Source organism: Paraburkholderia graminis (assembly GCF_003330785.1).
GTDB classification, from domain to species: Bacteria; Pseudomonadota; Gammaproteobacteria; order Burkholderiales; family Burkholderiaceae; genus Paraburkholderia; species Paraburkholderia graminis.
Map to the genome: position 1 here is coordinate 376,582 of NZ_CP024934.1, position 25,589 is coordinate 402,170.

Here is a 25,589-nt window from a genome sequence, read left to right on the forward strand (position 1 = left end):
CGTCACCTTCTTTAACAAAGAGTGGCGGCCAATGAGCACGCCATGCCGGCCAACCTTAGCCGGCTTTGCCTTGCTTCGCGACGGCCGCCTGCGCCTTCGCGATCGCTTCCTGGTCGCCCAGATAGTAGTGCTTGATAGGCTTCAGGTTTTCATCGAGTTCATAGACGAGCGGCACGCCGTTCGGAATATTCAGCCCGACGATGTCGTCGTCCGAAATGTTGTCGAGGTACTTCACGAGCGCGCGGATCGAGTTGCCGTGCGCGGCGATCAGCACCTTGCGGCCCGACTTGATGGCCGGCGCGATCGACTCGTTCCACAGCGGCAGCACGCGCGCGACCGTGTCTTTCAGACACTCGGTGAGAGGCAGTTGCTCGCGCGGCACCTTCGCGTAGCGCGGGTCGTTGTACGGCGCGCGCTCGTCGGTCGGCTCGAGCGCCGGCGGCGGCGTGTCGTAGCTGCGGCGCCAGACCAGCACCTGTTCGTCGCCGAACTTGGCTGCGGTTTCGGCCTTGTTCAGACCCGACAGCGCGCCGTAGTGGCGCTCGTTCAGACGCCACGAATGGACGACGGGGATATACATCTGATCCATCTGATCCTGCACGTGCCACAGCGTGCGAACGGCGCGCTTGAGCACCGACGTGTACGCGATGTCGAACGTATAGCCGTTTTCCTTCAGCAGCACGCCCGCCTGCTGCGCTTCACGGTTGCCCTGTTCGGTCAGGTCGACGTCGACCCAGCCCGTGAAGCGGTTTTCCTTGTTCCACGTCGATTCGCCGTGGCGGATGAGAACGAGTTTGTACATAAGATTGCCGGTCGGTAGTGAGGAAGCGGTAAAGCGCTGCGAAGCGCCCGCCGAGGAGCGCCGCCATCGCGTCAGACGCTTATTTTATAATGGGCGGATTGCCCTTTCCGATTTCTCTCTTTTTCGGCGGATTTTCCGTGAAGTTTTTCACTGATTACACAAACCTTGTCCTGATCGCGATCGTCCTCATCTCCGGTGGGTTGCTGCTGTGGCCGACCATCAGCCGGCGCGGCCGCGGTGGCCTGTCGGCCGCCGAAGCCACGCAACTGATCAACCGGCGCAACGCGGCCGTTATCGACCTGCGTCCGTCGGCCGACTTCGCCAAGGGTCATTTGCCCGCGGCGCGGCACCTCGAATTCGCCGAGTTGCAAGCAAAGGTCGCGCAACTGGTGAAGAATAAGAACAACCCCGTGCTGCTGGTCTGCCAGACCGGCCAGCAGTCGAACAAGGCAGCGCGTATCGTGCAGGACGCAGGATATGCGGAAGTCCACGTTCTGGAAGGCGGCGTCGACGCCTGGCAGAAAGCCGGCATGCCGGTTGTGAAACAAGGAGTAGCCAAGTGAACAAAGTGATCATGTACAGCACGCAGGTGTGCCCGTATTGCCAGATGGCCGAACGTCTTTTAAAGTCGCGCGGCGTCGAGAATATCGAAAAAGTACTGATCGACAAGGACCCGGCCCGTCGTGAGGAAATGATGACCAGGACCGGTCGTCGCACGGTGCCGCAGGTGTTCATCGGCGAGAAGCATGTCGGCGGGTACGACGACCTTTCCGCGCTGGATCGCGCGGGCGGTCTGACGCCTCTGCTCGAAGCCGCCTGAATTCGCGCGCCTGTTGCGCGCGCGTGTCGGCGGGTGAAACACAAGCCGGCGCATCGTTGCTCCTGAAAGGGGCGGACGGCGCGCCGCAACTATCTGGCGGCCCTTGAGACTCAGGGGCCGCCGCTACGCATATCTATCAGGGAATCACACCATCATGTCCGACGAGAATAACCAGCCGTTCTTCAACATCCAGCGCATCTATCTGAAGGACATGTCGATCGAGCAGCCGAATTCGCCCGGCATTTTCCTCGAGCAGGATATGCCGTCGGTGGAAGTGGAAGTCGACGTGAAGGCCGAGCGTCTCGCCGACACCGTCTTCGAAATCCTCGTGACGGGCACCGTTACGGCCAAGGTCGCGGACAAGGTTGCGTTCCTGATCGAAGCGAAGCAAGCGGGCATTTTCGACATCCGCAATATTCCGGCTGAGCAGGTCGATCCGCTCGTCGGCATTGCATGCCCGACGATCCTGTTCCCGTATCTGCGTTCGAACATCGCGGACGCGATCACGCGCGCCGGCTTCCCGCCGATCCACCTCGCCGAAATCAACTTCCAGGCGCTGTACGAGCAACGCCTCGCGCAGATGGGCGGCGAGAACGGCGCGGCGCAAAACGGCGTCACGCATTAAGTGTCCCAGGCAGTGCCGGCTATGAAGGTTGCTGTCCTCGGAGCCGGCGCGTGGGGCACAGCCCTCGCCGGCCATCTGGCCGTTCGGCACGACACGGTGCTGTGGGCGCGCGAGCCTGCGCTCGTTACGGATCTCGCCGCTTCGCATGAAAACGCCCGCTATCTGGCGGGCGTTGCTTTGCCTGCGGCGCTTCGCTACGAAGCGGATCTCAACGCAGCGCTCGACCATGCGCTCGCCGACGACGCGTTATGCGTCGTCGCGACGCCCGTCGCCGGACTGCGCAGTCTCATCCAGTCGATGCGCGATGCCGGCAAAGTGCCGGCGCATGTCGTGTGGCTTTGCAAAGGCTTCGAGGCCGACTCGCAGTTGCTGCCGCACCAGGTCGTCGCGGCCGAATTGCCGGAACACGGCAGCAACGGCGTGCTGTCGGGGCCGAGCTTCGCGCGCGAAGTGGGCCAGGGCTTGCCGGTCGCGCTGACTATCGCAAGTGCTTCGGCGGCGTGCCGCGAACGCACGGTCGCCGCGTTTCATCACGGCGCGATGCGCATTTATACCGGCGACGATGTTGTCGGCGTCGAAGTAGGCGGCGCGGTGAAGAACGTGCTGGCTATCGCGACGGGTATCGCGGACGGCCTCGGTCTCGGCCTGAACGCGCGCGCCGCGTTGATCACGCGGGGTCTCGCCGAAATGTCGCGCCTCGGCGTGACGTTGGGCGGACGGGCGGAGACGTTCACCGGCTTGACCGGTCTTGGCGATCTGATTCTGACCGCGACCGGCGATCTGTCGCGCAACCGCACGGTGGGTGTGCAACTCGCCGCAGGCCGCTCGCTGGCCGATATTCTCGGCGGCCTCGGGCATGTGGCCGAAGGCGTGCGCTGCGCGCAAGCGGTTCTCGCGATCGCACGCGCTCATGCGATTGAAATGCCGATCACACAGGCCGTCTGCGCCGTGCTGTTCGACGGCGTGGCGCCCCGCGACGCCGTCAGCGCTCTGTTGCGGCGCGATTCCAAGGCTGAATAAGCTGGAATAAGCCGAAGCGAGCCGTCTTGCGGTTCTTCCTTGAGCCGTTTCAATCGGCCGTTCGGTGTGTAAAAAACGCTGAACGGCTGTCTGCTCTCGCTGTCCACTGTCTATCGACGCTTCGGATCAGCGAGGTTCACATGCTCAGTATCGATCGTTGCACGCTTGAAGCCCGCGTGGCCGACATCACCACGCTTGACGTGGATGCCATTGTCAACGCAGCCAATACTTCGTTGCTCGGCGGCGGCGGTGTGGATGGCGCGATCCACCGCGCGGCCGGCAACGAATTGCTGCGCGAATGCGAAGCACTCGGCGGCTGCGCAACCGGCGACGCGAAACTCACGCGCGGCTACCGTTTGCCCGCGCGCTATGTGATCCACGCGGTGGGCCCCGTATGGCGGGGCGGCACGCACGGCGAGGCCGACTTGCTCGCGTCGTGCTATCAGCGCTCGCTCGAAGTGGCGCGCGAGGCGAATTGCGCGAGCATTGCGTTCCCCGCGATCAGTTGCGGCATCTACCGTTTTCCCGCCGATCAGGCAGTCCGCATTGCGGTCGACACCGTACTGGAAAATCTGCCGCGCATGCCGCAACTGCGCAGCGTGATCTTCGCCTGCTTCGACGACGCGATGTTCGAGCGCTATCAGTCCGAATTGAAAAGCCGTCAGGCGCCGCCTTCGAATCCCATTTGACGCCACGCTTCGAACACTACGATTGCCACCGTATTAGACAGATTCAGGCTGCGGTTGCCGGGACGCATCGGCAGGCGCACGCGCTGCTCGCCGGCGAATTTCCCGAGCACCGAGTCGGGCAGGCCGCGCGTTTCCGCGCCGAACACAAACCAGTCGCCCTCCTGAAACGCGTGCTCGTGAAAGCGGCCCGAGCCGCGCGTGGTGAACGCGAACATGCGCGAGGCATCAGGCGATTCCTTCGCGACAAACGCGGCCCAATCGGCGTGCACGTTCATTTGCGCGTACTCGTGATAGTCGAGGCCGGCGCGGCGCAGCTTGGCGTCGTCGAGCGGAAAGCCGAGCGGCTCGATCAGATGCAGACGTGCGCCGGTGTTCGCACACAGGCGGATGACGTTGCCGGTGTTCGGCGGAATTTCCGGTTCGACGAGAACGACATTGAACATAAGGTGACCAGGTAGGGACTAGTTTTTCGGTGTGCGCAGCGCGACGAAGTTGGTGACGCGCCGCGCGCCCGCTGCTTTCAGTGTGCGAGCCAGCGCTTCCAGTGTTGCGCCGGTCGTCATGACATCGTCGACGATTCCGACGTGCAGCCCTTGCACGTTGCCGGCAACTTCGAATGCGCGCCCGACGTTCATTCGGCGCGCATCGAGGTCAAGCCGCGACTGTGGCGCCGTGTCGATCACGCGGCGCAGCAGCGTCGCGTCGTGCGGCACATGCAACGCGCGAGCCAGTGGTTTCGCGATTTGCCATGCCTGGTTATAGCCGCGCTTTCGAAGACGCCGGCCCGCAAGCGGCACGGGAGCGATCACGTCGGGCCACTCCGACGGATCTTGCCAGGCATCGTGCGCGAGAAGCGCGAGGCGCCGCGCGAATTCCCGCGCAAGCACCAACTGCGCACGAAACTTGAGGCCGACGGCGAGCGTGTCGAGCGGCGCACGATAGTCGGCGAGCGCGAAGGTGGCGTCGAACGGCGGCTTTTCGGCGATGCAATCTCCACAGCAATATGACGCTCGACGCCCCCGATATGTGACAGGCAACGGAACCGCGCAAACGCAGCATCGCAAAGCGCCTTCATTCCAATAGGATTCGTCGCAAAAGCCGCACAGCGCGTTATGCGACAAATTGCCGCATAACGCGCATGCGTTAGGCAGTATCGCCTGCATCGCATGCGGCCACGCCGAGCGGAAGCCGCGCGCGAATCGCGTGAAGGGGCTTCGTGAAGACGGAAAACGGGCTCGGAATGGCATGCATGGGCGGCCGCAAAGGCCTTTGGCGCTGAATCGAAGGAAGCGAACGAGTATACTTCGGGCTCCACGCCAGCACGACACCCATGTCCCCAACGCCCCCTCAATCTGGCCGTCCGGCCTATGACTCCCGGCGCCTGCGGCGGATTTTCGACCGCCGCGCAGCGACTTTCGACGACGTCGCCTTCCTTCCGCGCGAAATTTCGCAGCGCATGCGCGAGCGTCTCGATTACATCAAGGTCGCGCCGGCGGCCGTGCTCGACGCGGGTTGCGGTGCAGGCGAGGACATCCCCGCATTGCGCGAGCGCTTTCCCGAAGCGCCGGTGTTCGGCACGGACCTGTCGCGCGGCATGCTCACGCGCGCGCTGCGCCACGATTCCGGCGATACCAGTTGGCGGCGCTTCTTGCCGGCCACGCTCGGCAAGGCGCTCGGCGCGCGCGGTCCGCGTTTCGCGCAAGCCGACTTTGCCGCGCTGCCGTTCGCGGCGGGCGCGTTCGAATTCATCTGGTCCAATCTCGCGCTTCACTGGCACTCGCGCCCGGATCTCGTCTTTCCGGAATGGCAGCGCGTCTTGAAGGTGAACGGCCTGCTGATGTTCAGCACGCTCGGCCCCGACACGCTGAAGGAGTTGCGCGGCGCCTATGCCGAAGTCGAAGCGGCGCATGGCGTCGGCTCGCGCAAGCACGTGATCGACTTCGTCGACATGCATGATCTTGGCGACATGCTGGTCGAAAGCGGTTTCGAGATTCCCGTGATGGACCAGGAAACTATCACAATCACCTATAAGTCACCCGACTCGCTGCTCGCGGACGTGCGCCGTTGGGGCGCGTATCCGTTCGAGCGCGAAGCGTCGTCGGGTGCGGCGGCACGGCGGTTGCACAAGGCATTGCTGGCGGCGCTCGAAGCGCGCCGGCGCGGCGACGGCACGATCGCGCTGACCTTCGAGGTGATCTACGGACACGCATGGAAAGCGGTGCCGCGCACGACGGCCGAAGGGCATGGCATCGTGCGAATCGAGGACATTGGACGAGGCTCGTCAAGGAATCGCTGAAGCGGTAAAGAGGACATCTGTTATGTCTGAAATTACCGTTTCCAGACACGCGCAAAACGTGCGGCAAAACGGCGCGGAGGCTTGTCGCGCCTGGCTTGTGAGGCAGCCGGGGCTTGCTTGTGGATGCTATGGATCGCGCCTATAATGCGTCAGTTTGTCGCCCGGAGTTCCCACATTTGGGGCGGCAGGCCCGAGGCACAGGGCAGCAAGACTGGTTGGTGCGGTAATGGTCAATAGAGGTCGATAGCGGGCCTTTGGGACGATCGGCAGGAGGCAGCGATGGAAGCATCTGATCTGCTGGCGGATTCGGAACCGGTCCTTAAAGACTGGACGATGAAGCGCAACTGTTCCATGTCGCCGCGGCAGTTCGTATGTTTCTACGTGTCGCTTGCGTTGTTCTCGTTGGCAATTGCTTTCATGCTGGTTCTGGTCGGCGCCTGGCTGGTGTTGCCGTTCACCGGTATCGAATTGCTGGCGGTGGGCGTCGCGTTTGCCATCTATGCGCGTCATGCTGTCGATTACGAACGCATCCGGCTGTTTCCCAACCGGCTCGTGATCGAACAGGTGAGCGCCGAGCAGGTCACGCAGTTCGAGTTCAATCCGCGCTGGGTGCGGATCGAGGCTGGCGCAACACCGCGTGATCAGATCAGACTGGTCTCGCGCGGCGAGACGATCATGATCGGGCAGCACCTCGCGCAGCACCGGCGCGCGCAGTTTGCCGGCGAATTGCGCAGATGGCTCGCGCGTTGTTAGTCGCGTCGGGGCATGCGGCGTTCGCCGCAGCGGAGCAGCGGGTGATCGGGGCGAGCGGGCCGGCGGGGTCGAAGGTTTGAATGGAAATTTTGGGTAAGGAAGCTATGAAAACAATCAAGCGAGCGCTCATGGGCGTGCTGGCGATGAGCGGACTGCTTTTCGCCGGTGCCGCCCTGGCAGTGGGCGATGTTCCGGGCGGCCCCGCCGTCAACGAGATCAATCTCCAGCCGCCTGCGACGAAAATCGCTGAGGAGCTCTACAGCCTCCACACGCTAATGCTGATTCTGTGCACGGTGATTTTCATCGGCGTGTTCGCTGTGATGTTCTATTCGATCTTCGCTCACCGCAAGTCGAAAGGACATAAGGCTTCGAATTTCCACGAAAGCACCACCGTCGAAATCATCTGGACGATCGTGCCGTTCATCATCGTCGTGTTGATGGCGCTGCCGGCCACCAAGACGGTCGTCGCGATGAAGGACACGACCAATGCCGACGTCACCATCAAGGTCACCGGCTACCAGTGGAAGTGGGGCTACGACTACGTGAAGGGTCCGGGCGAGGGCATCAGCTTCCTCTCCACGCTCGCCACGCCGCGTTCGGAAACCGACGGGCGTCAGCCGATTTCCACTACGTATCTGCAGGAAGTCGACAATCCGCTCGTCGTGCCGGTCGGCAAGAAAATTCGCATCATCACCACCGCGAACGACGTGGTCCACTCCTGGTACGTGCCGGCTTTCGGCGTGAAGCAGGACGCGATTCCGGGCTTCGTGCGCGACACGTGGTTCAAGGCCGAGAAGGTCGGCACGTTCCGCGGCTTCTGTACCGAACTGTGCGGCAAGGAACACGCGTTCATGCCGGTCGTCGTCGAAGTGCTCTCCACCGACGACTACGCGAAGTGGGTCGACGCGCAGAAGAAGAAAATGGCCGCGGGTCAGGACGATCCGAACAAGACGTACACCATGGCGGAACTGATGGAACGCGGCGGCAAGGTCTACGCGGCGAACTGCGCGGTCTGCCATCAGCCGACGGGCAAGGGCGCGGGCGCGTTTCCCGCGCTCGACGGCAGCAAGGTTGCCAACGGCGCGATCGCCGAGCACGTCAGCATCGTGCTGAAGGGCAAGAACGCCATGCCTTCGTGGGCGCCTACGCTGAACGACGTGGAGATCGCATCGGTCGTCACATTCGAGCGTAACTCGTGGGGCAACCACACCGGCGACATTCTCCAGCCGAAGCAGGTCGCGGACGCCCGCAACGGCAAGCTGCCCGAAGGCGGCAACCATCTGGCCGACGCAGGCGCGGCCGCAAGCGGCGCTGCTGCTTCGGGCGCCGCGGCTTCGGAAGCATCGGGTGCGCAAGCGGCGGGTGCACAGGCAGCTTCAGCGGGTTCGGAAAGCGCGGGCGCATCGCAAGCTGCGCTACCCGCCAGCGTCTACTTCGATACCGGCAAGAGCACGCTGCCGGCCGACGCGAAAGCGGCAGTCGAGGCAGCCTCGGCGTATGCCAAAGCGCATCCGGACGCGAAGTTCACGCTGTCGGGCTTCACCGACGCATCCGGTTCCGCCGACACCAACGCGAAGCTCGCCAAGAGCCGCGCCGAAGCCGTGCGCGACGCGTTGAAAGCAGCCGGCATCGCCGAAGACCATATCATTTTGAAAAAGCCGGAAACGATCACGGGCGGCGGCGACGCGAAAGAAGCCCGACGTGTTGAAATTAGTGCGGCTGCAAGTCCGGCTGCCTGACGTGTTCATGATCGCACCGCAGTATTCGCTTTAGGAGATTGTCATGTCTAGCATCGGACACGATGTAGTCGCGGGCCACGAGCACGTGCACGGCGACCATGCCCACGAAACGCCGCACGGCTGGCGTCGTTGGCTGTTCGCAACCAACCACAAGGACATCGGTACGCTGTACCTGATCTTCTCGTTCACCATGTTCCTCTCCGGGGGCGTGATGGCGCTGATGATCCGTGCCGAACTGTTCGAACCGGGTCTGCAGATCATGCGTCCCGAGTTCTTCAACCAGTTGACCACCATGCACGGCCTGATCATGGTGTTCGGCGCGATCATGCCGGCCTTCGTCGGCTTCGCAAACTGGATGGTGCCGCTGCAGATCGGCGCATCGGACATGGCTTTCGCCCGCATGAACAACTTCAGCTTCTGGCTTCTGCCGGTCGCGGCTGTTCTGCTGGTCGGTTCGTTCTTCTCGCCGGGCGGCGCGACCGCCGCGGGCTGGACGCTGTACGCGCCGCTCTCCACGCAGATGGGCCCGGGCATGGACTTCGCGATTTTCGCGGTCCACCTGATGGGTGCTTCGTCGATCATGGGCGGGATCAACATCGTCGTGACGATCCTGAACATGCGCGCACCGGGCCTCACGCTGATGAAGATGCCGATGTTCGTCTGGACCTGGCTGATCACCGCGTATCTGCTGATCGCCGTGATGCCGGTTCTGGCAGGCGCGATCACCATGGTGCTGTTCGATCGCCACTTCGGCACGTCGTTCTTCAATGCGGCAGGCGGCGGCGACCCGGTCATGTACCAGCACATCTTCTGGTTCTTCGGGCACCCCGAGGTGTACATCATGATCTTGCCGGCGTTCGGCATCGTGTCGCAGGTGATCCCGGCGTTCTCGCGCAAGCCGCTGTTCGGCTATAGCTCGATGGTGTACGCAACGTCGTCGATCGCGATTCTGTCGTTCATGGTCTGGGCGCACCACATGTTCGCAACCGGCATGCCGGTTACGGGTCAGCTCTTCTTCATGTACGCCACGATGCTGATCGCAGTGCCGACCGGCGTGAAGGTGTTCAACTGGGTTGCGACGATGTGGCGCGGTTCGCTGTCGTTCGAAACGCCCATGCTGTTCGCAGTCGGCTTCCTGCTGGTGTTCACGTTCGGCGGTCTGTCCGGCCTGATGCTGGCAATGGCGCCGCTCGACATCCAGTACCACGGCACTTACTTCGTGGTGGCGCACTTCCACTACGTGCTGGTGGCGGGTTCGCTGTTCGCGCTGTTCTCGGGCTGGTACTACTGGGCGCCGAAGTGGACCGGCTGGATGTACAACGAGACGCGCGGCAAGATCCACTTCTGGGCGTCGATGTTCTTCTTCAACCTCGCGTTCCTGCCGATGCACTTCGTGGGTCTCGCCGGCATGCCGCGTCGTTATGCCGACTACCCGGCGCAGTTCACCGACTGGAACCAGGTCATCTCGATCGGCGCATTCGGCTTTGGTCTCGCACAGGTCTACTTCCTGTTCGCGGTCGCGCTGCCGGCGTATCGCGGCGGCGGCGAGCACGAAAAAGCGGCCGACAAGCCGTGGGACGGCGCAACGGGCCTCGAATGGACTGTGCCGAGCCCGGCTCCGTTCCACACGTTCGAACACCCGCCGACCGTCGAGTAATCGGCGTCGGGCGAGACGGCCGGTTCCGGCGGCGGCATGATGGTTGTGCCGTCATCGGAACCGGACAGCCGCCGAAGCGGTGACCGCGGTGATCGCGGTGATCGCGGCAACCGCGGTGACAAAAGCAGCAGCAAGGTATTCAGAAACTCGAGCATGACGCGCAATCCACAGGAAAGACGTACCCCGGAGCAGATTCGCGCGAGCAACAGGCGGTTAGGTCTCGTGCTGCTTGCCATCGCAGCGGTTTTTTTCACCGCCGTCATCATCAATCAGGGCTGGTTTTCCTGACCAGGCGGTAACTCTGGTTTGCAGGTTTGTTAAGGATTGAGATGTCGACGCAGCCGCCGGCTCAGGCCGATCGCTCTTTTAACCGTTCGATGCTGATCAAGCTGTTCGTCGTCGCGTTGATGATGTTCGGCTTTGGTTTTGCGCTGGTGCCCATGTACCGCGCGATCTGCCAGATCACCGGGATCAACAACCTGGTGCAGCGCGACGCGACGGTGCGCGAGGCGAAGAACACGCAAGTCGACATGAGCCGCACGATTTCGATCGAACTGGATGCGAACGCGCGCGGCCCGCTCGGTTTCAAGCCGGAGCAGCGCAGCCTCGACGTGCATCCGGGCGAAGTGACCACGGTGATGTACGAGGTGAGCAACGAACAGGCGCGCTCGATCCAGGCGCAAGCCATTCCGAGCTACGCGCCGAAGCAGGCGACCGAGTACTTCAAGAAGATCGAGTGTTTTTGCTTTACGCAGCAAACGTTGAAGGCGAACGAAACGAAGCGGATGCCGGTGGTGTTCGTCGTCGATCCGAAGCTGCCGAAGGATGTGAAAACGATCACGTTGTCGTACACGTTTTTCGAGTTGAACACGCCGGCAACGGCGAAGGTTGGAAGCGCGGCGCTTCCGGCTGAGACGGGGGCCACGGCCGCCAATCCCGCCTGATGGTAAGGGCCGAAACCCAGGCCAAGGCGCAGGCCCAGGCGAAGGAAGACAGCAATGAGCGATAACAGCGGCGGCCCGCGCAAGAGCAGCTTTGGCCAGTCGATGCGGGCGGTGTTCTGGTCGTTTTTCGGCGTGCGCAAGCGGCGCGATCTTGAAAGCGACGCGACGCAACTGAACCCGCTGCATGTGATTATCGCGGCGCTGATCAGCACGGCTATTTTCATCGGCGTGCTGATTCTGGTGGTTCGCGCGGTGGTCGGCTGAGACCATCGAGGCGACTCGCGCAGTGCGACGATGCAGGAAGGACCGGGCGCGGCAGCGCCCACGAATTAGAGTGAAGCGGTGCGGTAGCCACGCGCCGTCGAAGATACAGCCGGAGCTTCCGGAACAACTGGACTGAAGTGGAGAATCAAGAATGAGCGGTCAAAACGAGAGCCCGTACTATTTCGTACCGCATCCGTCGCGGCATCCGATCACCGCCGCGGTTGGCTTGCTGATCATGCTCGGATCGCTGGCGGCCTGGATCAACGAACATGAACTGGCGCCGATCGGAGTTGTCGTCGGTCTGCTGTGGCTGCTCTTTACGTTGTGGCACTGGTTCGGCGACGCGATTGCCGAGTCCGAAGGCGGCATGTACGGCAAGAACGTCGACAAGTCGTATCGCTGGAGCATGAGCTGGTTCATCTTCTCCGAAGTCATGTTCTTCGGCGCGTTCTTCGGCGCGCTGTTCTACGCACGCGCCATCGCGTTGCATGAACTGTCGAGCCTCGACTACAAGCTGATCTGGCCGGACTTCTCGGCGGTGTGGCCGAACAACGGTCCTGCGGCGCTCGTGTCGACCTTCAAGTCGATGACGCCGTGGCCGGTGCCGACTATCAATACCGCGCTGTTGCTGTCGTCGGGCGCCACGCTGACGGTCTCGCACCACGCGCTGCGCGAAGATCATCGCAAGAAGGCGATCATCTGGCTGGCGGCCACGCTCGTGCTCGGCGTCTGCTTCCTGTTCCTGCAGGGCTTCGAATATTTCCACGCGTACAACGAACTGAACCTGACGCTGGCTTCGGGCGTGTATGGCTCGACGTTCTTCCTGCTGACCGGCTTCCACGGTTTCCACGTGTTCCTCGGCGGCACGATGCTGGCGGTCGTGCTGGCGCGCATGATCCGCGGTCACTTCACGGCGGAGCACCACTTCGCGTTCGAAGGCGCGGCCTGGTACTGGCACTTCGTGGACGTGGTCTGGCTCGGACTGTACGTTGTCGTGTACTGGCTGTAAGGCTGAACTGTCCGCGCGGGCCGGCGCTTGCCGGAACTGCGCGGGCTGTTGCCCAACGTGTTTTTCGGCGGGCGCTCAGGCTGTACGCAATCAGCAGTACGCAGAAGCAGGCATACCGGTTTGATGCAGCGCCGCCCTCGACCCTGTCAGGGCGGCGTTTTGTTTAGAGCAGTAAAACCTCTTGCCAGATTCAGCGCCCGTACGGAATGCCCGTCGAGTGAATCCAGCCCATCCAGTAAGCAAACAGGATGAAGAGGAACAGCGAGATCGATAGTCCGACTCGCGTGGCGAGCGACCAGACCATCCGCTTGGTTTTGCCCTTGTCATGCATCATGAAGTACAGCGCCGACACCATGCTGGCGATGATCAGTGCGAAGGCAATGGGAACGAGAATGTGCATGGAATCTGCTGAAACGGAAAAGCGCAAAGGCGAGACGTTTATTATCTCACCGCGCGTCGGCGTTTGCCCTGCGTTCCCCGCGGCGCTCAATGCAGGCAGGGAGTATCGTCGATGAAATTCCGGCTCGTGCCCGCGTTATTGATCCTGCTGGTGGTCGCGGTCACTATGCGGCTCGGCTTCTGGCAGCGCGACCGCGCGCATCAGAAAGAAGCGCTCGAGGCGCGCATCACGCAGTTCGAAAACGCGCCCGCTCAACCCGTGACCCGCGCGCCGGTGGCATTGAAGGACATCGAATTTCATCGCGTGAAGGCGCGCGGCACGTTTGTCGCGGACAAGGTCGTGTACCTGGACAATCGTCCGTATAACGATCAGCCGGGCTTTTACGTCGTGATGCCTTTTAAACTCGCGGACGGCGGTTATGTGCTGATCAATCGCGGATGGTTGCCGCGCAATATGAGCAATCGCGAGACGATCGCGCCGTACGTCACGCCGCAGGGTGAGATCGAGATCGAAGGCATAGCGCGCGCCGATGCGTCGCGTGCTTACGAACTCGGGCAGGGCGGTTCGGCCGCGCATCAGCCGATTCGCCAGAACCTGGATATCGCCGCTTACGCCGCTGAAACCGGACTGCCTTTGCAGCCGTTCGTGATCCAGCAATTGAGCGACGACGGCGACAAGCTCGTGCGCGACTGGCCGGCTCCGACCAGCGGCGTGGAGCGCAATTACGGCTACATGTTCCAGTGGTGGGGCATGGCGGCGGCGGCGGTGGCCTTCGGCCTTTACGCCGCGCGCCGCGCCGCCAGAAAAGAGCACGCGCCCGGCGTGTGACGCAGCGTGTTTCGTGTCGTTCCATGTGAGTTCGACGCGAGCCGCACAATCATTGAAAGAGGTCACGTAGTGTCGACGCAATCTCCCCGTTCGCCCGAGACCGGCAAATCCGGCGGCAAATCCAACGGACAGTCCAACGCGAAACCTGGCAACGCGAGCCCCGCCGCCGCCCAACGCGCTGCAGCGAAACCAATGCCCGGCCAACCGAATGGCCGCGGCTCGTGGCAGCGCGGCCGCTGGATGCTGCTGCTGCTGGCCATCGTCTGCGGCGCGCCGATCGCCATCTCGTACTTCATGTACTACGTCGTCAAGCCGACGGGCGGTTCGACGAGCTACGGCACGCTCGTCGAACCGCAACGGCCGATTCCCGAGTCGCTCGTCGTGACCGGCGAAGACGGCAAGCCGCTCAAGCTCGCCACGCTGCGCGGCCACTGGCTGCTGGTTTCCGTCGACAACAGCGCCTGCGACAAAGCCTGCGTCACGAAGCTGTACTTCATGCGGCAAATCCGCGCGGCACAGGGCCCGGAACGCGAGCGTGTAGTAGAAGTGTGGCTGCGCACGGATGCGGGCAACGTCGCTGACGTGATACAAAAAGCGTATCCCGACACCAACATGCTGATTGCCGATCCGGCGCAAGTGTCGGCATGGCTGCCCGTCGACAAGGGCACTCGAGTGACCGACCACCTCTATATGGTCGATCCGAACGGCAATCTGATGATGCGTTTCCCGAAAGATCCCGACCCGAGCAAGATCAAGGGCGACCTGACCAAGCTGCTCAAGTGGTCCCGCATCGGCTGATGCCGCAACCAGGGTAATCAAGATGTTCGTATTGCAATTGGGCCTGATCGGTTTGTGTATCGCGTTGTTGCCGCTGTCCTACGTGTGGGTCAAGGCCGACGACAACAAATTCCGCAAGCTCGTCTGGCTCACCACGTTCCTCACGCTCGACCTCGTGATGTTCGGCGGCTTCACGCGTCTCACCGATTCCGGGCTCGGCTGTCCGGACTGGCCGGGCTGCTACGGCACGTCGTCGCCGTTTATCGCGCACGCGGCCATCACGGCCGCGCATCAGGCGATGCCGACCGGCCCCGTCAGCATGACGAAGGCCTGGATCGAGATGATCCATCGCTATTTCGCAATGGCCATCGGCGTGCTGATCGTCGCGCAGACGGTCATCGCGTGGGTCGCGCGCATCAAGCGCCGTCCGCTGCATGTGTCGCCGTGGTGGCCGACGTCGCTGCTGCTGCTGATCCTCGTGCAAGGCGCGTTCGGCGCGTGGACGGTTACGCTGAAACTGCAGCCGGTCATCGTGACGACGCATCTGCTGCTCGGCCTCGCGTTGCTCGGCATGCTCGGCTGGCTCGCCGCGCGCCAAACGCCGCTGCCCGCCTACGAGCCCGAAGCCGCGCGCTGGCGCACGGCGGCGCTAGCGGGTCTCGCGTTGCTGATCGCGCAGATCGCGTTGGGCGGCTGGGTCAGCACGAACTATGCGGTGCTCGCCTGCACCGATTTCCCGACCTGCAACGGCCAATGGCTTCCGCCGATGGACTTCGCTCACGGCTTCCATCTGTGGCGTGCGCTCGGCATGACGGGCGACGGCGACATGATCACGCAGGAGGCGCTCGTGGCAATCCATTGGACGCATCGCACGTTTGCGTTCGTGGTGATTGCCTACCTCGTGTGGTTTGCGCTCAAGCTGCGCCGCTTCGAGTCGCTGCGGCGTCCGGCGAACGGCGTATTGCTGGTGGTGTTGATCCAGTTCATCACGGGATTGTCGAACATCGTCCTACAATGGCCTCTGCCTATCGCGGTAGCTCATAACGGCGGCGCGGCGGTCCTGCTGCTCCTGCTCGTTATGCTAAACTTTCGAATCGCTTATAGCCGTCCCGGCCGTGCCGTATTGCCCGCGCACGATGCCGCGCCAGCGTGACTCCACATGGACAGCACAACACTTCCCCAAACGCCCGGCAGCAGGATGTCGCAGTACATCGCGCTCACCAAGCCGCGCGTCACGCAACTCGCGGTGTTCTGCGCCGTCATCGGCATGTTTCTGTCGACGCCGGGCATGGTGCCGTGGCCCGTCCTGATCGGCGGCACGGTCGGCATCTGGCTGCTGGCCGGCGCGGCGTTCGCGATCAATTGCCTCGTCGAACAGAAGATCGACGCGAAGATGCGGCGCACGTCGTGGCGTCCGTCGGCGCGCGGCGAAATCACCACGTCGCAGATCCTGCTGTTCTCGGCCGTGCTCGGCGGCCTCGGCATGTGGACGCTCTACACGTTCGCCAATCCGCTCACCATGTGGCTCACGGTTGCCACGTTCGTCGGCTATGCGGTCATCTATACGCTGCTGCTGAAGCCGGCCACGCCGCAGAACATCGTGATCGGCGGCGCGTCGGGCGCCATGCCGCCCGCGCTCGGCTGGGCTGCGGTCACCGGCCATGTACCGGGCGACGCGTGGATTCTCGTGCTGATCATTTTCGTGTGGACGCCGCCGCACTTCTGGGCGCTCGCGCTGTATCGCCGCAAAGATTACGAAAATGCCGGCCTGCCGATGCTGCCGAACACTCACGGCGAGAAGTACACGCGGCTGCACATTCTGCTTTACACGGTGATCCTGTTCGCCGTCACGATGATGCCGTTCATCTCCGGCATGAGCGGCGTGGTGTACCTTGCCGCGGCCGTGCTGCTCGGCGCGTTGTTTCTCGCCTACGCGTGGAAGATCTATCTCGAGTATTCGGACGATCTGGCGCGCCGAACCTTCCGTTATTCGATCGTCTATCTGTCGCTGCTGTTCGCCGCGCTGCTGGTCGACCACTATGTGCGCGTCCTGATCGGCGTGTAATAACCCATGCTCAATATCCGCTTCGCGCGCGCCGCGCGTGCTGCTGTGATCGCCTGCGCGCTCGGCGGCGCGTTGTTTGTCGCGGGCTGCGGCAAAGAGCAGCCGGCATTCCAGAATCTCGACATTACGGGCAATACGCAATTCGGCAGCAACTTCTCGCTGCCCGACACGTCCGGCAAGATTCGCACGATGGCGGATTACAAGGGCAAGGTGGTCGTGCTGTTCTTCGGCTATACGCATTGCCCGGACGTTTGCCCGACCACGATGGCCGAACTCTCGCAAGCGCTGCAGCAACTCGGTCCCGACGATGCCAAGCGTGTGCAAGTGCTGTTCGTCACCGTCGATCCCGAGCGCGACACTGCCGCGTTGCTCGGGCAATACGTGCCGGCGTTCAATCCGAGCTTCGTCGGTCTGCGTCCCGCCGACGACGCACAGGTCAAGAAGGTGACCAAAGACTTCCGCATCTACTACGCGAAGGTGCCGGGCAAGACGCCAGACAGCTACACGATGGACCATACCGCGGCGAGCTATGTGTTCGACACCGACGGCAAGCTGCGCCTTTTCGCACGCGACGGCCAGGGCGCCGCGCCCTGGGTGCACGACATCAAGCTGCTGCTGGATTGATGCAGCGAAACCCGCGTCGAAACCACGTAGCGACCACACCAACCCGCGACAACCTCAAGCCGGCATCGGCAGATTCAATCCCGGCGCGAGCCGCGTGGTCTTGAACTCCGTCACCTCATAACGCGCGAGCATTTGCACGGCGAACGGATCGGTCGCAAGGATCGCATCCAGCTTCTCGCGCTCGATACGTACCGCCAGAATGATCCCGCCGTCGCGCGGCACTTTCGGCCCCGCAGCCACGAATACGCCTGCTTCGAATTGCTCCGCGAGAAAGGCGCGATGCGCTTCGAGCGCGTCGTCGATCCGTTCGAGCGAAGCGGTGTAGATCAGGTTGATGACATACATGGATAGGCGTCCTCACACGCAAATGAACATGCCGCGCACACTCGCGGCAACGTTCCAGATTATCCGTCACGGCGTGACCTTTCGCCGCGAACCGTGAACCGCGAGCCGCGCGCTGCATACTCATATGCGATTGCGGTATTTCCCATCTTGCAGCGCATATGAGACGATTTACGGTCCAGCCGGCGACGCCCTTCATTGCGCGGTGACGCGCGTGTCGTCAGCGTCTGTCTTCGGCTATCACCCGAGTCCCTTGCAAATGGACTCGACCAGAAACAGAGAGAATGACATGCAGCGCAGAATTATCATCAAAGCCCTCTCCGCAGTAGTCGCCGGCGCGGCGATCGTCGCCAGCTTCGGCGCGCACGCCGACGACAAAGCCATCAAGGTCGGCACGATCAGCGGCCCCGATGCGCAGATCTGGGAAGTCGTCACCAAGGTCGCCAAGCGTGAAGGGCTGAACGTGAAGGTCGTCGAATTCAACGACTACGTGCAGCCGAACGCCGCGCTCGACGCCGGCGATCTCGACGCCAACAGCTTCCAGCATCAGCCGTATCTCGACAGCCAGATCAAGCAGCGCGGCTACAAGATCGTCAGCGCGGGTCTCACGTATATCTCGCCGCTCGGCATCTATTCGAAGAAGCTGAAGTCGGTGAAGGACTTGCAGCAAGGCGCGAAGGTCGCGGTGCCGAACGACCCGTCGAACGAGAACCGCGCGCTGCTGCTTTTGCAAGCGCAAGGCGTGATCAAGCTGAAGGCCGGCGCGGGCACGAACGGCAACAACGCGACGGCGCTCGACGTCGCGGAGAATCCGAAGAAGATCAAGCTGGTCGAACTGGATGCCGCGCAATTGCCGCGCTCGCTCGCCGATGTCGACGCGGCCGCGATCAACACCAACTTCGCGCTGGCCGCGGGCCTGCAGCCGACCAAGGACGCGATCGCGCTCGAGGACGTTCACAGCCCGTACGCGAACCTGATCGCCGTGCGCACGCAGGACAAGGACAAGCCGTGGGTGAAGAAGCTGGTTGCCGCGTATCAATCGGAAGACGTGCGCCAGTTCATCAAGACGCAGTTCAAGGGTTCGGTGGTGCCGTCGTTCTGACGCGGCCTATAACCCGAGCTCCCAGCGCTCGACGATCAGGTCCTTGCCGAAACGGCGCTCCGGCGCCGCGCTGACCAGTTCGAAACCGGTGCGCTCGCACAGGCGCCGCGGTTCCTCCAAAGCGCTGGCCGTGGTCAGCGTCAATCTCGTATAGCCGGCACGCCGCGCGAAGCGCGTCGCTTCGGCGATCAACCGCGTGCCGATGCCGAGGCGTTGCAGGTCCGGTTCGACCCATAAGAGCCGCAGGCCCGCTACCGTCGTCGATACCGCGACGACGCACACCGCACCCGCCACCATGCCGTGCTGATCGGCGACGATGCACCGTTCGCGAACCGTATCGTTGCGCTGCGTGTAGTCGGCGACCACGCGCGCGAGCAGTCCCTCGAACGATTCGTCCCAACCGTATTGCGCGGCGAACCACTGCGCCTGCCGATGCACGAGCCACCCGCATTCGCCGGGGCGCGGCGCACGCAATTCCACCGTGTGCGGCCGAGGCTTGTCGCCAAGCAGCCTTTCGACGATGTTCATCGCGGCAATCAACTGCTCCTGCGAGCCCGCGGTGAGCCGGCCCAGCAGGTCGAGCACTTCCTGGCTCGCGGCGGCGTCGAGCGGCGCGTACGCAGCGTGGCCGTTATCCGTCAACGCGATCAGCGACTGACGCGCGTCGGTCTCGGACGGCCGTCGCGTGATGAGATTGCGTCGTTCGAAATTGGTCAGCAGACGGCTCAGATAACCGCTGTCCAGTCCAAGCGCGCGGCCAAGTACCGACGCGGTTTGCTCGCGCCCGCGCGACAGCTCGTGCAGGACGCGCACCTCGGTCAGCGAGAAAGTGCTGTGAGCCAGATGCTCGTGCAGAGCGCCGATAAGCCGCGTGTAAAAGCGATTGAAGCGGCGGACTGCCTGAGCCCGCCGCAGCGCCTCGGAATCGGTCAAATGCTGATCTCCGGATTTTTATGCGTTCGCTATCACTATATTGGAACGCGCCCTCATTAACAAAGCCGCGTGTCCGGCAGGCGGGAATCGACTGGTATCAAGGCGGTATGAAGCTGCGGCGCGCGTGCCCGCGCAATTGGTCTGCAACTGGTCATTTGCGCGTCGCAAACGACTCGAATACGGGTAAATCCTGGGGCGTAGAAAGGGGCCGCGAGCGCGCGTTGACCGCCGCCAACGCTTATGCGGCAAGGCTTCGCGCCAGAACGTACCGGCTTATAACCAGTCCGTTGACTGGTATTATGTTGGTTATATAATGGGCTCTCATTTTTGCAGGCCGAACCTGGTCGAAGGCCGCCGGAGCGCCATGGAAACTCGCTGGTCCGCACTCATGCCTGACGCTCGCAACGTCACGCCGCTGTACTTGCAGCTCGCGCGCAATCTGGCGACGGCGATCCACTGCGGCGTGTGGTCCGCGGGCGAGGCGCTGCCTTCGGAGCGCACGCTGTCGGACGCAATCGGCGTGTCGCGCATCACCGCGCGCAAGGCAATCGAACTGCTGGTCGAGCAAGGTCTGATCCGGCGGGCGCGTGGTGCGGGCAGCTTCATCACGCCACGCGTCGAAGACCCGCTGTCCAGGCTCACCGGTTTCACGAAGAAGATGCAGCAGCGCGGCTTTCGTCCCGACTCCGTCTGGCTCGAGCGCGATATTCGCGCCGCCAATCGCGAGGAGCTGGTGCACCTGGGCTTGTCGCCGGGCGCCGCGGTCGCCAGCCTGCGTCGCTTGCGCCGCGCCGACGGCATCGTGATGGCGGTCGAACATTCGGCGCTGCCGGTTGCAATCGTTCCCGATCCGCTCGCCATCGGCGTCTCGCTTTATAGCTATCTCGAGCAACGCGGCGCGGCAGTCGTGCGCGCGTTGCAGCACTTTCGCGCGGTCAACGCTTCGAGCGAGATCGCTTCACTCATGGACATCGAACCGCGCTCGGCGCTGCTGGTCATTACCCGTATCGGTTACAGCGCCGACCAGCGCGCAATCGAATTGACCGACACCTATTGCCGCGACGACTACTACGACTTCGTCGCTGAACTGCGGACCTAAGCGGCGCCGCCGACCAGTTCAGCCATGCCCCGTATCACGCCTTGCAAGAGAGACTCATGCTGACCGGAAACATACTCACCACCGAAGGGTGGATTCACGGCACGCTCGAATTCGAAAACGGCCGCATCACCGCGCTCACCGGCGAGCGCGTCGATCCGGCAACGAACGATGCGCCGTACATCCTGCCTGGCTTCATCGACCTGCATGTGCACGGTGGCGGCGGAGCGGACGTGATGGAAGCCGGCGACGCGATCCAGACGATCACCCGCACGCATGCGCGCTACGGCACGACGAGCCTGCTCGCCACCACGATGACCGCGCCGCGCGACGAGCTGATGAGCGTGGTCGCCGGTCTCGGCGACGTCGCGCGGGTGCGCACGCCGGGCTGCGCGCGCGTGCTCGGCGTGCATCTGGAAGGGCCGTACATCAACCCCGGCAAGCTCGGCGCGCAGCCCGACGCAGCCGTGTCCGCCGTGATGGACGAGGTGCTGAAGTACCTGTCCATTGCGCCGATCCGCGTGGTCACGCTCGCGCCGGAGATTGCCGGGCACATGGACATCATCTCGGCGATGGCGGCGCGCGGCGTGCGCGTGCAGCTCGGCCATTCGCTCGGCACTTATGACGACGCCGTCGCCGCGCTCAAGCACGGCGCGTGCGGCTTCACGCATCTGTTCAACGCGATGTCGCCGCTGCATCACCGCAATCCTGGCCTCGTCGGCGCCGCGCTCGCGCACGCCGAATTCGCCGAAATCATTCCCGACCTGCTGCACGTCCATCCGGGCGCGATCCGCGCCGCGTTGCGCGCGATCCCGCGCCTCTACGTGGTCACGGACAGCACGTCGGCGACCGGCATGCCCGACGGCGAATATCGCCTCGGCAGCCAACACGTGACGAAGTGTCTCGGCGGCGTGCGTCTCGCCGACGGTACGCTTGCCGGCAGCACCCTGACGATGGATCAGGCGCTGCGCAATCTGGTGTCGATCGGTCTGCCGATCGCCGATGTATCAAACCGTTTGTCGCGCTACGCCGCCGACTATCTCGGCATCGAAGACCGTGGCCGTATCGCGCGCGGCGCGTGGGCCGACGTCGTCGTGTTCGATCGTGAACTGGCGTTGAGCGCGACTTACGTCGAAGGAGAAGCAATTGTCGAATATGCTTAAAGAGGCGCTGGCGTCCGCTGAAACGGTCGCCGCGCAACTCACGGACACCTCGCGCGTCGAGGCGCTGGCCGCGCGGCTCGCAGAAAAGCTGCGCCATGTCGCGCTCACGGTCGCACGCGGCAGTTCGGATCACGCGGCGAGTTACTTCGCATCGCTAACCATGAGCCGCCTTGGCGTGCCGGTTGCCTCGCTGCCGATGTCGGTCGCGACGCTGCAGCAGGCGCCGCTTCAGGTGCGCGATCAGCTTGCACTCGCGTTTTCGCAATCGGGCAAGAGTCCCGATCTCGTCGGCACGATGCAGGCGCTGCGCGCAGCCGGCGCGTTGACCGTTGCCGCCGTGAACGCGCCCAGCTCGCCGCTCGCGGATGCTTGCGAATGGCATCTGCCGCTCGTCGCCGGTCCCGAGTTGAGCGTCGCGGCTACTAAAAGCTATATCGCGATGCTGTCGATCTCCGCGCAACTGGTCGCGCACTGGCAGAACGACGCGGCGCTGCTCGGCGCGCTGAACACGCTGCCGGATGCGCTGCAAGACGCGGGCAAGCTCGACTGGTCGAAGGCAGTCGACGAACTGCGCGGCATCGAACGCATGATCGTGATCGGCCGTGGTCTGGGTCTCGCGATCGCGCAGGAAGCCGCGTTGAAGCTGAAAGAAACCTCCGGCATTCAGGCCGAAGCGTTCTCGAGCGCGGAAGTGCGTCACGGTCCGATGGAACTGATCGACCGCGACTATCCGCTCCTCGTATTCGCGCCGCGCGGACCGGAGCAGGCAGGCCTGCTGCAACTCGCGCGCGATATGCAGGCGCGCGGCGCACGCGTGCTGCTGGCCGCGCCGTCCGACGTGCCCGAAGCCACGCTGCCGCTCGCCACCACCGCTCATGCGGCGCTCGATCCGATCGCCGCAATCCTGTCCTTTTACGTGATGGCCGCCGGCCTTGCGGCCGCGCGCGGGCGCAATCCCGATGCGCCGCGCCATCTCAACAAAGTCACCGAAACTCACTGACGAGAAATCAGATGCGACGTGTCGAGGAGTCCCGTTTAATGAGCCATTCTGAAGGCCATATTGTTTTGCTCGCGCCGATGACCGGTCCGGTCGTGCCGCTCGCGAACGTGCCCGATCCGGTGTTTTCGGGCGGCATGTTCGGCGACGGCATCGGCGTCGATCCGCTCGAGGGCCGGCTCGTCGCACCGTGCGACGCAACCGTCACGCATCTCGCGCGCACCGGTCACGCGGTGACGTTGGCGACCGCGGAAGGCGCCGAGATTCTGCTGCATATCGGCATCGACACCGTCGAGCTGAACGGCAAGGGCTTTGCGCCGATGGTCGAGCAAGGCGCCAAGGTGCGTGCCGGCGATGTGCTGATCGAGTTCGATCAGGATCAGGTGGCGCTGCGTGCGCCGAGCCTCGTCTCGGTGATTGCGATCGCCAATTCCGATGCGTTCGAAATTGTCGAGCGCGCGCAAGGCGGCATGCTGAAGGCGGGCGAAACGCCGCTGTTGCTGCTGCGTGCCCGCGACGGCGCGGCGGCTGCGGCGTCGCGTCAGTTGAGCGCGACCGGCGTGACCGAGGAAGCGCGTGCGCAGATCACGCTGGTCCACGCGGGCGGCCTGCATGCACGGCCGGCAGCGCGCGCCCGCGAAGCGGCGCGTGCGTTCGATGCGCGCGTCGAAGTGCGTTATGAAGGACGCAAGGCGGCGATCGAAAGCGTGGTTGGTCTGCTTGGGCTCGGCGCGGGCCAGGGTGCGACGGTCGAACTGCTCGGCGTCGGCCCGCAAGCCAAAGCCGCAGTCGACGCAATCGCTCACGAACTGACGCGCGAGGCGCACGGCGAAGTGGAAGAGAAGCCGGCGCGGCAAAGTTCGCAGGCGCCGCAAACGGCGGCGCCTGCCGCCGGCGAAGCGCTCGCGCCGAATACGCTCGCGGGCGTGTGCGCGTCGCCGGGCGTCGCGGTCGGCAAGCTGGTGCGCTGGGACGACGCGGACCTCGATCCGCCGGAACAGGCGAGCGGCACGTCCGCTGCGGAAAGCCGCCTGCTCGACAAGGCGATCGCGACCGTCGACGCCGATCTCGGCACGACAGTGCGCGACGCGTCGCAACGCGGCGCGGTCGGCGAGGCGGGCATTTTCGCGGTGCATCGCGTGCTGCTCGAAGATCCGACGCTGCTCGACGCCGCGCGCGATCTGATCAGCCTCGGCAAGAGCGCGGGCTTCGCGTGGCGCGAAGCGATCCGGGCACAGATAGGCATCCTGAACAATGTCGAAGACGCGTTGCTCGCCGAACGCGCTGCCGATCTGCGCGACATCGAAAAGCGCGTGCTGCGCGCGCTCGGTTATACGAACGCGGCCGCGCGCACGTTGCCGGATGAAGCCGTGCTCGCCGCCGACGAATTCACGCCGTCCGATCTGTCGTCTCTCGACCGCTCGCGTGTCACGGCGCTCGTGATGGCGCGCGGCGGCGCAACTTCGCACGCGGCCATTCTCGCGCGCCAGGCGGGCATTCCGGCGATGGTCGCCGTCGGCGACGCGCTGCATGCGATTCCTGAGGGCGCGCAGGTCGTGGTGAACGCGACGAACGGCCGTCTCGAGTTTGCGCCGACTGAGCTCGATGTCGAGCGCGCGCGCCTCGAGCGCAATCGTCTCGCGGGCGTGCGCGAAGCGAACCGCCGCATGTCGCAGCAAGCGGCAGTGACAGCCGATGGCCGCGCGATCGAAGTGGCCGCGAACATCGCCACGCTCGACGACGCAAAGACGGCTGTGGAAAACGGCGCCGACTCCGTTGGCCTGTTGCGCACCGAGCTGCTGTTCATTCACCGCGCCGCCGCGCCGACCACGGACGAGCATCGGCAGAGTTATCAGGGCATTGCCGACGCACTCGGCGGGCGAACCGCGATCATCCGCACGCTCGACGTGGGCGCCGACAAGGAAGTGGATTACCTCACGCTGCCGCCGGAGCCGAACCCGGCGCTCGGCTTGCGCGGCATTCGCCTCGCGCAGGTGCGCCCCGACCTGCTCGACGATCAGTTGCGCGGCCTGCTCGCGGTCAAGCCGTTCGGCGCCGTGCGCATTCTTCTGCCGATGGTGACCGACGTCGGCGAACTGATCCGCATCCGCAAACGTATCGACGAATTCGCTCGCGAGCTTGGCCGCACCGAGCCGATCGAAGTGGGCGTGATGGTCGAAGTGCCGTCGGCGGCGCTGCTCGCCGATCAGCTTGCGCAACACGCGGACTTCCTGTCGATCGGCACCAACGACCTCACGCAATACACGCTCGCGATGGACCGCTGTCAGGCCGATCTCGCCGCGCAGGCCGACGGTCTGCATCCGGCTGTGCTGCGTCTGATCGCGGCCACGGTGCAGGGCGCGAACAAGCATGGCAAATGGGTCGGCGTGTGCGGCGCGCTTGCGGGCGATCCGCTTGCGATGCCGCTGCTTGTCGGCCTCGGCGTGACCGAGCTTTCGGTGGACCCGGTGTCGGTGCCGGGCATCAAGGCGCGTGTGCGCAACCTCGATTATCAACTGTGCCGCCAGCGCGCCCAGGATGCACTGGCGCTCGAATCGGCGCAGGCGGTAAGAGCAGTCAGCCGCGAAACCTGGCCGTTGGACTGAACTCCGCACGGCTTGCATCGCTACATAACTTAACGACG

General features: G+C 63.8%; 29 protein-coding genes. 23 read left to right on the forward strand and 6 right to left on the reverse strand.

Annotated elements, in window-relative coordinates; genetic code table 11:
* Positions 1 to 55: 55 nt before the first annotated feature.
* Complete coding sequence (gene gpmA, locus CUJ91_RS01660; RefSeq protein ID WP_006048080.1) at positions 56 to 802, reverse strand: 2,3-diphosphoglycerate-dependent phosphoglycerate mutase; 747 nt, start codon at positions 800 to 802, stop codon at positions 56 to 58.
* 137 nt (positions 803 to 939) lie between these two features.
* On the opposite strand from gpmA, the gene CUJ91_RS01665 reads away from it, so the two are divergent.
* The 5 genes from CUJ91_RS01665 to CUJ91_RS01685 all read left to right on the forward strand — a co-directional run bounded on the left by CUJ91_RS01665 (position 940) and on the right by CUJ91_RS01685 (position 3,956).
* A complete protein-coding gene (locus tag CUJ91_RS01665) occupies positions 940 to 1,365 on the forward strand; it encodes a rhodanese-like domain-containing protein (protein ID WP_029969654.1) in 426 nt (141 codons plus the stop codon).
* Complete coding sequence (gene grxC, locus CUJ91_RS01670; protein WP_006048078.1) at positions 1,362 to 1,622, forward strand: glutaredoxin 3; 261 nt, start codon at positions 1,362 to 1,364, stop codon at positions 1,620 to 1,622. The genes CUJ91_RS01665 and grxC overlap by 4 nt, the downstream gene beginning before the upstream one ends.
* 154 nt (positions 1,623 to 1,776) lie before the next feature.
* The gene (gene secB, locus CUJ91_RS01675; RefSeq protein WP_114155756.1) at positions 1,777 to 2,247 is read left to right on the forward strand and encodes a protein-export chaperone SecB; all 471 of its coding nucleotides are present in this window, start codon (positions 1,777 to 1,779) and stop codon (positions 2,245 to 2,247) included.
* A gap of 21 nt (positions 2,248 to 2,268) precedes the next feature.
* Positions 2,269 to 3,267, forward strand: coding sequence for an NAD(P)H-dependent glycerol-3-phosphate dehydrogenase (locus CUJ91_RS01680; RefSeq protein ID WP_114155757.1), 999 nt, complete (start codon positions 2,269 to 2,271; stop codon positions 3,265 to 3,267).
* Between the two features lie 140 nt (positions 3,268 to 3,407).
* Positions 3,408 to 3,956: an O-acetyl-ADP-ribose deacetylase gene (locus CUJ91_RS01685; protein ID WP_029969656.1), complete on the forward strand. Its 549-nt coding sequence runs from the start codon at positions 3,408 to 3,410 to the stop codon at positions 3,954 to 3,956.
* On the opposite strand, the gene trmL is transcribed toward CUJ91_RS01685, so the two are convergent.
* Positions 3,929 to 4,399 carry a tRNA (uridine(34)/cytosine(34)/5-carboxymethylaminomethyluridine(34)-2'-O)-methyltransferase TrmL gene (gene trmL, locus CUJ91_RS01690; protein WP_114155758.1) on the reverse strand — a complete coding sequence of 157 codons (471 nt, stop codon included), beginning with the start codon at positions 4,397 to 4,399 and terminating at the stop codon, positions 3,929 to 3,931. The two genes, CUJ91_RS01685 and trmL, sit on opposite strands and share 28 nt — an antisense overlap.
* An 18-nt stretch (positions 4,400 to 4,417) precedes the next feature.
* Positions 4,418 to 5,203 (reverse strand): ComF family protein, encoded by a 786-nt coding sequence (locus CUJ91_RS01695; RefSeq protein WP_114155759.1) that lies wholly within the window; start codon positions 5,201 to 5,203, stop codon positions 4,418 to 4,420.
* 83 nt (positions 5,204 to 5,286) lie between these two features.
* Here CUJ91_RS01695 and CUJ91_RS01700 point away from each other — a divergent pair, with 83 nt between their 5' ends.
* The 8 genes from CUJ91_RS01700 to CUJ91_RS01735 all read left to right on the forward strand — a co-directional run bounded on the left by CUJ91_RS01700 (position 5,287) and on the right by CUJ91_RS01735 (position 12,618).
* Positions 5,287 to 6,252: a methyltransferase domain-containing protein gene (locus tag CUJ91_RS01700; protein WP_053857462.1), complete on the forward strand. Its 966-nt coding sequence runs from the start codon at positions 5,287 to 5,289 to the stop codon at positions 6,250 to 6,252.
* A gap of 279 nt (positions 6,253 to 6,531) precedes the next feature.
* Complete coding sequence (locus tag CUJ91_RS01705) at positions 6,532 to 7,005, forward strand: DUF2244 domain-containing protein (RefSeq protein ID WP_006048071.1); 474 nt, start codon at positions 6,532 to 6,534, stop codon at positions 7,003 to 7,005.
* Positions 7,006 to 7,085: 80 nt separating this feature from the next.
* Positions 7,086 to 8,744: a cytochrome c oxidase subunit II gene (gene coxB, locus CUJ91_RS01710; RefSeq protein WP_107710508.1), complete on the forward strand. Its 1,659-nt coding sequence runs from the start codon at positions 7,086 to 7,088 to the stop codon at positions 8,742 to 8,744.
* Between the two features lie 43 nt (positions 8,745 to 8,787).
* Positions 8,788 to 10,401: a cytochrome c oxidase subunit I gene (gene ctaD, locus CUJ91_RS01715; RefSeq protein WP_006048069.1), complete on the forward strand. Its 1,614-nt coding sequence runs from the start codon at positions 8,788 to 8,790 to the stop codon at positions 10,399 to 10,401.
* Positions 10,402 to 10,554: 153 nt separating this feature from the next.
* Positions 10,555 to 10,689 (forward strand): cytochrome oxidase small assembly protein, encoded by a 135-nt coding sequence (locus CUJ91_RS34670; protein WP_006048068.1) that lies wholly within the window; start codon positions 10,555 to 10,557, stop codon positions 10,687 to 10,689.
* A 41-nt stretch (positions 10,690 to 10,730) separates the two neighbouring features.
* Positions 10,731 to 11,345: a cytochrome c oxidase assembly protein gene (locus tag CUJ91_RS01725; RefSeq protein WP_006048067.1), complete on the forward strand. Its 615-nt coding sequence runs from the start codon at positions 10,731 to 10,733 to the stop codon at positions 11,343 to 11,345.
* A gap of 54 nt (positions 11,346 to 11,399) precedes the next feature.
* Complete coding sequence (locus CUJ91_RS01730) at positions 11,400 to 11,609, forward strand: DUF2970 domain-containing protein (RefSeq protein ID WP_013587014.1); 210 nt, start codon at positions 11,400 to 11,402, stop codon at positions 11,607 to 11,609.
* Between the two features lie 151 nt (positions 11,610 to 11,760).
* Entirely contained in the window at positions 11,761 to 12,618 is an 858-nt protein-coding gene (locus CUJ91_RS01735; protein ID WP_006048065.1) for a cytochrome c oxidase subunit 3, read from the forward strand.
* Positions 12,619 to 12,808: 190 nt separating this feature from the next.
* Here CUJ91_RS01735 and CUJ91_RS01740 read toward each other — a convergent pair whose 3' ends face one another.
* Complete coding sequence (locus CUJ91_RS01740) at positions 12,809 to 13,018, reverse strand: twin transmembrane helix small protein (RefSeq protein WP_006048064.1); 210 nt, start codon at positions 13,016 to 13,018, stop codon at positions 12,809 to 12,811.
* 111 nt (positions 13,019 to 13,129) lie between these two features.
* Here CUJ91_RS01740 and CUJ91_RS01745 point away from each other — a divergent pair, with 111 nt between their 5' ends.
* The 5 genes from CUJ91_RS01745 to CUJ91_RS01765 all read left to right on the forward strand — a co-directional run bounded on the left by CUJ91_RS01745 (position 13,130) and on the right by CUJ91_RS01765 (position 17,312).
* Positions 13,130 to 13,846 (forward strand): SURF1 family protein, encoded by a 717-nt coding sequence (locus CUJ91_RS01745; RefSeq protein WP_006048063.1) that lies wholly within the window; start codon positions 13,130 to 13,132, stop codon positions 13,844 to 13,846.
* Between the two features lie 69 nt (positions 13,847 to 13,915).
* Entirely contained in the window at positions 13,916 to 14,644 is a 729-nt protein-coding gene (locus tag CUJ91_RS01750; RefSeq protein WP_107710504.1) for an SCO family protein, read from the forward strand.
* A 22-nt stretch (positions 14,645 to 14,666) separates the two neighbouring features.
* Positions 14,667 to 15,776, forward strand: a complete 1,110-nt coding sequence (locus tag CUJ91_RS01755; protein ID WP_006048061.1) for a COX15/CtaA family protein — start codon at positions 14,667 to 14,669, stop codon at positions 15,774 to 15,776.
* A gap of 6 nt (positions 15,777 to 15,782) precedes the next feature.
* Complete coding sequence (gene cyoE / locus CUJ91_RS01760) at positions 15,783 to 16,688, forward strand: heme o synthase (RefSeq protein WP_006048060.1); 906 nt, start codon at positions 15,783 to 15,785, stop codon at positions 16,686 to 16,688.
* 6 nt (positions 16,689 to 16,694) lie between these two features.
* Positions 16,695 to 17,312 carry an SCO family protein gene (locus CUJ91_RS01765; RefSeq protein WP_006048059.1) on the forward strand — a complete coding sequence of 206 codons (618 nt, stop codon included), beginning with the start codon at positions 16,695 to 16,697 and terminating at the stop codon, positions 17,310 to 17,312.
* A gap of 54 nt (positions 17,313 to 17,366) precedes the next feature.
* On the opposite strand, the gene CUJ91_RS01770 is transcribed toward CUJ91_RS01765, so the two are convergent.
* The gene (locus CUJ91_RS01770; protein ID WP_006048058.1) at positions 17,367 to 17,657 is read right to left on the reverse strand and encodes a YciI family protein; all 291 of its coding nucleotides are present in this window, start codon (positions 17,655 to 17,657) and stop codon (positions 17,367 to 17,369) included.
* 286 nt (positions 17,658 to 17,943) lie between these two features.
* On the opposite strand from CUJ91_RS01770, the gene CUJ91_RS01775 reads away from it, so the two are divergent.
* The gene (locus CUJ91_RS01775) at positions 17,944 to 18,756 is read left to right on the forward strand and encodes a MetQ/NlpA family ABC transporter substrate-binding protein (protein WP_006048057.1); all 813 of its coding nucleotides are present in this window, start codon (positions 17,944 to 17,946) and stop codon (positions 18,754 to 18,756) included.
* A gap of 6 nt (positions 18,757 to 18,762) precedes the next feature.
* On the opposite strand, the gene CUJ91_RS01780 is transcribed toward CUJ91_RS01775, so the two are convergent.
* Positions 18,763 to 19,689, reverse strand: coding sequence for a helix-turn-helix domain-containing GNAT family N-acetyltransferase (locus CUJ91_RS01780; protein ID WP_114155761.1), 927 nt, complete (start codon positions 19,687 to 19,689; stop codon positions 18,763 to 18,765).
* Positions 19,690 to 20,053: 364 nt separating this feature from the next.
* Here CUJ91_RS01780 and CUJ91_RS01785 point away from each other — a divergent pair, with 364 nt between their 5' ends.
* From CUJ91_RS01785 to ptsP, 4 genes are read left to right on the forward strand one after another with little or no spacing between them, the layout of a single operon-like run.
* Complete coding sequence (locus CUJ91_RS01785) at positions 20,054 to 20,788, forward strand: GntR family transcriptional regulator (protein WP_029969675.1); 735 nt, start codon at positions 20,054 to 20,056, stop codon at positions 20,786 to 20,788.
* Between the two features lie 56 nt (positions 20,789 to 20,844).
* Complete coding sequence (gene nagA / locus CUJ91_RS01790; protein WP_006048054.1) at positions 20,845 to 21,948, forward strand: N-acetylglucosamine-6-phosphate deacetylase; 1,104 nt, start codon at positions 20,845 to 20,847, stop codon at positions 21,946 to 21,948.
* Positions 21,941 to 22,948 (forward strand): SIS domain-containing protein, encoded by a 1,008-nt coding sequence (locus CUJ91_RS01795; RefSeq protein WP_029969676.1) that lies wholly within the window; start codon positions 21,941 to 21,943, stop codon positions 22,946 to 22,948. Before nagA ends, CUJ91_RS01795 begins: the two co-directional genes overlap by 8 nt.
* A gap of 38 nt (positions 22,949 to 22,986) precedes the next feature.
* On the forward strand, positions 22,987 to 25,551 hold the full coding sequence (gene ptsP / locus CUJ91_RS01800; RefSeq protein WP_192700005.1) for a phosphoenolpyruvate--protein phosphotransferase: 2,565 nt from the start codon (positions 22,987 to 22,989) through the stop codon (positions 25,549 to 25,551).
* The last annotated feature ends 38 nt before the right edge of the window (positions 25,552 to 25,589 follow it).

What these genes read in the sequence shown, in the direction of transcription:
- gpmA (WP_006048080.1), bottom strand. Translation starts at nt 802, where the DNA reads ATGTACAAACTCGTTCTCATCCGCCACGGCGAATCGACGTGGAACAAG.
- secB (WP_114155756.1), top strand. Translation starts at nt 1,777, where the DNA reads ATGTCCGACGAGAATAACCAGCCGTTCTTCAACATCCAGCGCATCTAT.
- CUJ91_RS01680 (WP_114155757.1), top strand. Translation starts at nt 2,269, where the DNA reads ATGAAGGTTGCTGTCCTCGGAGCCGGCGCGTGGGGCACAGCCCTCGCC.
- CUJ91_RS01685 (WP_029969656.1), top strand. Translation starts at nt 3,408, where the DNA reads ATGCTCAGTATCGATCGTTGCACGCTTGAAGCCCGCGTGGCCGACATC.
- trmL (WP_114155758.1), bottom strand. Translation starts at nt 4,399, where the DNA reads ATGTTCAATGTCGTTCTCGTCGAACCGGAAATTCCGCCGAACACCGGC.
- CUJ91_RS01695 (WP_114155759.1), bottom strand. Translation starts at nt 5,203, where the DNA reads ATGCCATTCCGAGCCCGTTTTCCGTCTTCACGAAGCCCCTTCACGCGA.
- CUJ91_RS01700 (WP_053857462.1), top strand. Translation starts at nt 5,287, where the DNA reads ATGTCCCCAACGCCCCCTCAATCTGGCCGTCCGGCCTATGACTCCCGG.
- CUJ91_RS01705 (WP_006048071.1), top strand. Translation starts at nt 6,532, where the DNA reads ATGGAAGCATCTGATCTGCTGGCGGATTCGGAACCGGTCCTTAAAGAC.
- coxB (WP_107710508.1), top strand. Translation starts at nt 7,086, where the DNA reads ATGGAAATTTTGGGTAAGGAAGCTATGAAAACAATCAAGCGAGCGCTC.
- ctaD (WP_006048069.1), top strand. Translation starts at nt 8,788, where the DNA reads ATGTCTAGCATCGGACACGATGTAGTCGCGGGCCACGAGCACGTGCAC.
- CUJ91_RS34670 (WP_006048068.1), top strand. Translation starts at nt 10,555, where the DNA reads ATGACGCGCAATCCACAGGAAAGACGTACCCCGGAGCAGATTCGCGCG.
- CUJ91_RS01725 (WP_006048067.1), top strand. Translation starts at nt 10,731, where the DNA reads ATGTCGACGCAGCCGCCGGCTCAGGCCGATCGCTCTTTTAACCGTTCG.
- CUJ91_RS01730 (WP_013587014.1), top strand. Translation starts at nt 11,400, where the DNA reads ATGAGCGATAACAGCGGCGGCCCGCGCAAGAGCAGCTTTGGCCAGTCG.
- CUJ91_RS01735 (WP_006048065.1), top strand. Translation starts at nt 11,761, where the DNA reads ATGAGCGGTCAAAACGAGAGCCCGTACTATTTCGTACCGCATCCGTCG.
- CUJ91_RS01740 (WP_006048064.1), bottom strand. Translation starts at nt 13,018, where the DNA reads ATGCACATTCTCGTTCCCATTGCCTTCGCACTGATCATCGCCAGCATG.
- CUJ91_RS01745 (WP_006048063.1), top strand. Translation starts at nt 13,130, where the DNA reads ATGAAATTCCGGCTCGTGCCCGCGTTATTGATCCTGCTGGTGGTCGCG.
- CUJ91_RS01755 (WP_006048061.1), top strand. Translation starts at nt 14,667, where the DNA reads ATGTTCGTATTGCAATTGGGCCTGATCGGTTTGTGTATCGCGTTGTTG.
- cyoE (WP_006048060.1), top strand. Translation starts at nt 15,783, where the DNA reads ATGGACAGCACAACACTTCCCCAAACGCCCGGCAGCAGGATGTCGCAG.
- CUJ91_RS01765 (WP_006048059.1), top strand. Translation starts at nt 16,695, where the DNA reads ATGCTCAATATCCGCTTCGCGCGCGCCGCGCGTGCTGCTGTGATCGCC.
- CUJ91_RS01770 (WP_006048058.1), bottom strand. Translation starts at nt 17,657, where the DNA reads ATGTATGTCATCAACCTGATCTACACCGCTTCGCTCGAACGGATCGAC.
- CUJ91_RS01775 (WP_006048057.1), top strand. Translation starts at nt 17,944, where the DNA reads ATGCAGCGCAGAATTATCATCAAAGCCCTCTCCGCAGTAGTCGCCGGC.
- CUJ91_RS01785 (WP_029969675.1), top strand. Translation starts at nt 20,054, where the DNA reads ATGGAAACTCGCTGGTCCGCACTCATGCCTGACGCTCGCAACGTCACG.
- nagA (WP_006048054.1), top strand. Translation starts at nt 20,845, where the DNA reads ATGCTGACCGGAAACATACTCACCACCGAAGGGTGGATTCACGGCACG.
- CUJ91_RS01795 (WP_029969676.1), top strand. Translation starts at nt 21,941, where the DNA reads ATGCTTAAAGAGGCGCTGGCGTCCGCTGAAACGGTCGCCGCGCAACTC.
- ptsP (WP_192700005.1), top strand. Translation starts at nt 22,987, where the DNA reads ATGAGCCATTCTGAAGGCCATATTGTTTTGCTCGCGCCGATGACCGGT.